General features: G+C 45.0%; 6 protein-coding genes. 2 read left to right on the top strand and 4 right to left on the bottom strand.

Going from position 1 to position 4962, the window contains the following annotated elements; genetic code table 11:
* Positions 1-146: 146 nt before the first annotated feature.
* Complete coding sequence (locus tag AB4653_RS02080) at positions 147-629, top strand: GNAT family N-acetyltransferase (RefSeq protein ID WP_009846299.1); 483 nt, start codon at positions 147-149, stop codon at positions 627-629.
* Between the two features lie 2 nt (positions 630-631).
* Positions 632-1405 (top strand): murein L,D-transpeptidase family protein, encoded by a 774-nt coding sequence (locus tag AB4653_RS02075; RefSeq protein WP_009846300.1) that lies wholly within the window; start codon positions 632-634, stop codon positions 1403-1405.
* A 104-nt stretch (positions 1406-1509) separates the two neighbouring features.
* Here AB4653_RS02075 and AB4653_RS02070 read toward each other — a convergent pair whose 3' ends face one another.
* The 4 genes from AB4653_RS02070 to AB4653_RS02055 form a co-directional block, all read right to left on the bottom strand.
* Complete coding sequence (locus tag AB4653_RS02070) at positions 1510-2247, bottom strand: sulfite exporter TauE/SafE family protein (RefSeq protein WP_009846301.1); 738 nt, start codon at positions 2245-2247, stop codon at positions 1510-1512.
* Between the two features lie 181 nt (positions 2248-2428).
* Positions 2429-3148 carry a glycerophosphodiester phosphodiesterase family protein gene (locus AB4653_RS02065; protein ID WP_009846302.1) on the bottom strand — a complete coding sequence of 240 codons (720 nt, stop codon included), beginning with the start codon at positions 3146-3148 and terminating at the stop codon, positions 2429-2431.
* Positions 3149-3204: 56 nt separating this feature from the next.
* Positions 3205-4515: a sn-glycerol-3-phosphate import ATP-binding protein UgpC gene (locus AB4653_RS02060; RefSeq protein WP_009846303.1), complete on the bottom strand. Its 1311-nt coding sequence runs from the start codon at positions 4513-4515 to the stop codon at positions 3205-3207.
* Positions 4505-4962, bottom strand: a 458-nt coding sequence (locus AB4653_RS02055) for an ABC transporter permease subunit (protein WP_372103198.1), incomplete at its 5' end; no start/stop codon positions are given. The genes AB4653_RS02055 and AB4653_RS02060, both read right to left, overlap by 11 nt.

Genomic DNA, 4962 nt, shown 5'->3' with positions numbered 1-4962 from the left:
AGCTCCCAATTGGGAGCTGTTCTTCGTTATCGTGTCATGTAATTAGTGGTATCAAGCTCTAGCTCGAAAGTTTTGTTAAAAGAGTAGGACGGTGCACAGCTAAGCTATTTTTGCTAAGGTGTTATTGAATTTAAAAAGGTAGTGATATGCAAATCCGGAACGCTAAGGTAACTGATATTAGCTCGATCTTAGAGCTCTCTATGCAAATAAATCGTCAACATCATCTTGGTGCCCCTATAGTATTTGCTCCCGCTTCTCATGGCTTGGCTGATAGTGAAGAATATTGGTTGGGATTGATGCTTGATCCGGTTGGCACTTTCTTAGTTGCGGTTGATGCTCAACAGGTTGTTGGTTTCTTGGTGGGGAAGGTAACGCAGAATAAAGGGGTAAGCTTCATTCAGTCTCACAAAATAGCGCGAGTGAATACGATTGTGGTAAACGATCAGGTTCAGAGCCAAGGCGTCGGCAAAGCGTTGATGAAGTCGTTTAATCAGTGGGCGCAAGCGAGCGGTGCTATTGAGCTTAGGTTAGAAGTGATGGAGTTTAATCAGCAAGCTAAGGGTTTCTATGAGTCGTTAGGCATGGAAACTCAATCACGAACCATGTCCATGCGCTTTGAGGAGAACTAAAGGTGCGTCTATTTTTGCCTTTATTACTGTGTTTACTGTTTGTAGCTTCGAGTGTGCAAGCTGAAAAGGTTGTGGTTGAAAAGATAATTTCTGACGCGACGGCAATCGAAACCATTGTATTCGAGTCGAAACCGGCTCACTCTCAGCGTGTCTCAACGTCTTCCTCTAACTCAACCTCTTCAGTGATCTCAAATTCCAAACATGTGATTATTGTGGATGATGTTCTTAGCAGTAACTCTGGCGAACAAGTTGCCCAGCTGTCTCAAGGTTCATCTAAACGTCCCCCTCAAAGCTCTTCTCAACAGTCTTACACTCTAACCGGTCCCTCTTCTGAGGCAGACTCTCTGTCGCAAGTGGTCACCTTAGTCAAAGTTGATAAATCGAAACGTAGAATGTACCTACTTAAGGGTGACGAGGTTATTCAAGAGTTTCGTATTGCGTTAGGGAAACAACCGAAAGGGCATAAACGTTTTGAAGGAGACAACCGAACACCTGAAGGGGAATACCAGCTCGATTATGTGATGGAAGAATCGGATTTTCACCGCTCGGTGCATATCAGCTACCCGCAACCTTCGGATATGCAGTGGGCTGAAGAAAATGATGTCGACCCTGGAGGGAACATCAAGATCCACGGAATTAAAAATGGTGAGCGCCGTTCACCGAGCTTTATTCAAAGCTTTGATTGGACGGATGGCTGTATCGCATTAACCAATCAAGATATGGATGAGTTTCTCCAACTTGTAAAAATGGGTACCCCTATCCATATCGAATGGTAGTCATTGGTACCCCATTTTCTTAGTCACTTTCGGAATCTATTCGCGCAGGCAATTAGCGCAGTCAATTCGTGAAACCAACTTCCGAAATTAACCGCTAAAGTCAGTTACAGTATGACTCGACCTGCACTGAATATCGCAATTACGATCAGCAACGCAATGGTGACTGGCTTAAATTTCGCTCCACCAAATCTCTCGAATAATTTAGAACCCACATAACCGCCAAACATGCTGCTTGGTAACAGTGCAAAAGTAAGCCAGACCACCTCGCGGTCGACTAATCCTGCGATAGATGCCGATACAAACGCACTGGAATCTGCCAACACAAAGAACGCAATCAGGCCAGCTCTGGCTATATGCGGAGCAACTGGGCTTGCCAACGCGTGTGTACCAATCGGAGGCCCTGACATTGAAGCTGCGCCGTTCATTACCCCAGCAAGGCTACCTAGAATATAGGGAGCAAATCTAGGCTCTCTTTTGTACTGGAACCCTTTGTAGATCATAAGTGCAGATGCAAAAATGAAGGCGCTGATGATCAAGATGATCGTGTCTTGGCTAACGGATTTTAGCAGAAGTAGGCCGACCGGAGTGAAGGCCAAACAAGGGACAAATACCTTTGAAACCCAGCGCCAATTCACATGATGTTTAACCTTCGGCAGCAATTGGATATTGCCTAACAGGTCGATCAGCATGAAAACGGGAACCAGTTCGATAACAGGCACGAATAACGCACTCAATGGCAGTGCCACTAAGGTAAAACCGAAACCTGAGAAGCCACGAACAATAGCGGCAAAAATGAAGATAGCACCCAAAATTGGGAAGGTTGGACTAAAAATGAGATCCATAAATTAAGTAACCAATGAAGCTGTCTAAATAGAGCGAGCGATGAAACCAAGTGAGTAGCGGAATGTACTCCTACTCACTTGTGTTTGCTACTTAATTTTATGGTTTCCCGAGAATTAATTTTAAGGCATCCCGGGAGTTTATTTAAAGTTTATCGGGGCTATTTTTTCGGTATTTACGAGCTCAATTTATAGGATTGAACTGATTCGGAAAATCAGTAAATACAGCATCTACTTTTGAGCGAAATTTGAAGCGAGACGGATCATTGACAGTGTAGCACCATGTTTGAATGTTTGCTTCACCAAGTGTATCAAGATCGCTCTGCTTCAGATGCTCGTAGTTCATGTGACAACTGAACGCTTTAACCTCATCAATCAGCATAAGATCATCTTGAGTCAGTTGCTCTGTGATCACACCGACACGGTATCTAGGCAAATGACGAGCCATTTCAGCAACGACTTGATGGCTGAAGCTTGAAAGCAAAACTCTGTCGGTGTCAAGATTTGAATGAATCAACTCGGTGTGCAGCAAATCAACGACATGAGGTGCTTGATGTCGGCTATCGACTTTGACCTCTAGGTTGACGCTAAGATCATACTGCTCAACAAGCGCGAGCAACTCTTTCAACGTCAGTATTTTTTCTCCAACGAACTGCTCAGACTTCCAACTGCCAAAATCGAGCTGACGCAGTTCAGCAAGGGTGTGTTCATCAACTCGACCCTTGCCATCGCTGCAGCGCTCAAGCGTGTGATCGTGACAAACGACCAGTTGGTCATCCTGAGTGGGCTGAATATCAACTTCAATCCATTTCAAGCCGAGCTTCGCCGCTTGTTCAATGCTTGCTTTGGTATTTTCTGGGTGAGTACCTGCTACACCTCTATGACCTACGATGATAGACGACATAATTAATCCTTCTTAAAGACGCACCGTAAAAACGCATTAAATATCAGTGTACTCGATTAAGCGAGAGCCGTCGTTAAGCTTGTCGTATCTTCGTGTGGCTCCTGTGATGTGAAATTATTTGGGTGAATGCGTTTGCCATGATTGTCAAAAATATGCAGGTTGGATTTATCGATTCTTAGCCCTAGGGGGACGGCTTGGCACAGTGTCGTTTCGGGTGTTACTGCAATGAAGGGCTGCTCGTTCACCAGACCATGAACCAATTGATTTGGACCCAAAGGCTCAACCACACTGATACGCAGTTCAAGAGGCAAGGTATTCATCATCAATTCTGAACCAATTTCAGAGTGCTCTGGACGAATACCAAGTGTGATAGCTGTATTTTTTACGTGGGCGTACTCGGGTAAGTACATTTGCTGATCACCAATCTCAAGGTATCCGTCATCGAGTGTTGCTGGTAAAAAATTCATTGCAGGGCTGCCAATGAAGCTCGCCACAAAAGTACTGGCTGGCTGGTGGTAGACCTCTCGTGGCGTCCCGACTTGCTCTATCTGGCCTTTGTTGAGCACCACGATTCTATCAGCCAGTGTCATGGCTTCGACTTGGTCATGAGTCACGTAAACACTGGTCACGCCAAGTTCGCGTTGCAGTTTTTTGATCTCTAATCTCATGTGAGCACGCAGTGAGGCATCTAGGTTAGACAAAGGTTCGTCAAACAGAAAAAGTTGTGGATCGCGAACGATCGCTCGTCCCATAGCAACACGTTGACGTTGACCACCCGAAAGCTTGGCTGGCTTGCGGTCTAGGTATTCTTCGATTTTCAGCGTTTTGGCGACTTTCTCAATTTTCTCTTCAATAAGGTGCTGACTAACACCTCGGTTCTTTAAGCCATAAGCTAGGTTTTTGTAAACCGACATGTGGGGGTAGAGCGCATAATTTTGGAAGACCATTGCGATATCACGCTGAGCTGGCTTTTCGTTATCAACACGGCGACCACTTAAGTGAATCTCGCCACCAGAAATGCTTTCCAAGCCCGCAATGGAACGTAGGATAGAAGACTTGCCACAACCAGAAGGACCCACCAAAACAAGGAACTCACCCTCATCGATATCAAGCGAGACTCCTTTGACGGCTTGATGGCCGTTTTCATACGTCTTTACCAAGTTTTTGATACCCAGCATGATGGGAGCTTTACGCGTACGATCGTGAGTGGCTTGGTTGTGCGCTAACGTTTGTTTTAGCTTTGGCATCGGGGTGTCCTCTGTATTTTTGTGGATAGCTTGGTGAGAAGGTTGGTGAGACGTCTTGTACTCATCGAGTGATTGAATGCGATTATTGTTCATTTGAGTTGTGTCGTTATTATTTTTCACTTTCTACTAGCCCTTTTACAAACCAACGCTGAAATACAACCACCACTAGTACGGGTGGCAACATGGCTAAAATCACCATGGCGAAAGCATAGTCATAGCGCGGTAAACTGGTTTCATTGATATTATTGAGTACTTGTTTGATGCCCATCACGATGGTGTTGTAACCTTCATCGGTAGTCATCATGATCGGCCATAAGTATTGGTTCCAACCCACCACAAACATGATGATGAAAATAGCGGCGATCATGGTTTTAGAAAGAGGCAGCAAGATATCGACAAAGAATCGAAATGGGCCTGCATTATCTAGTTGAGCTGCTTCTAACAATTCATCGGGGATGGTTTTGAAAAATTGCCTGAAAAAGAAGGTCGCGGTGGCTGATGCGATCAAAGGCAGAATCAACCCTGTATAGCTATTAAGAAGACCAAGCCCAGCGACAACTTCATAGG

The sequence above is a fragment of the Vibrio sp. 10N.222.48.A3 genome (assembly GCF_041475345.1).
Lineage (GTDB): Bacteria > Pseudomonadota > Gammaproteobacteria > Enterobacterales > Vibrionaceae > Vibrio > Vibrio tasmaniensis_A.
Note: the sequence above shows the minus strand (reverse complement) of the source record. Positions and strands in the feature narration are given on the sequence as shown.

Excerpts from the sequence above, each read along its gene's own strand:
- AB4653_RS02080 (WP_009846299.1), top strand. The coding sequence starts at position 147 with ATGCAAATCCGGAACGCTAAGGTAACTGATATTAGCTCGATCTTAGAG.
- AB4653_RS02070 (WP_009846301.1), bottom strand. The coding sequence starts at position 2,247 with ATGGATCTCATTTTTAGTCCAACCTTCCCAATTTTGGGTGCTATCTTC.
- AB4653_RS02065 (WP_009846302.1), bottom strand. The coding sequence starts at position 3,148 with ATGTCGTCTATCATCGTAGGTCATAGAGGTGTAGCAGGTACTCACCCA.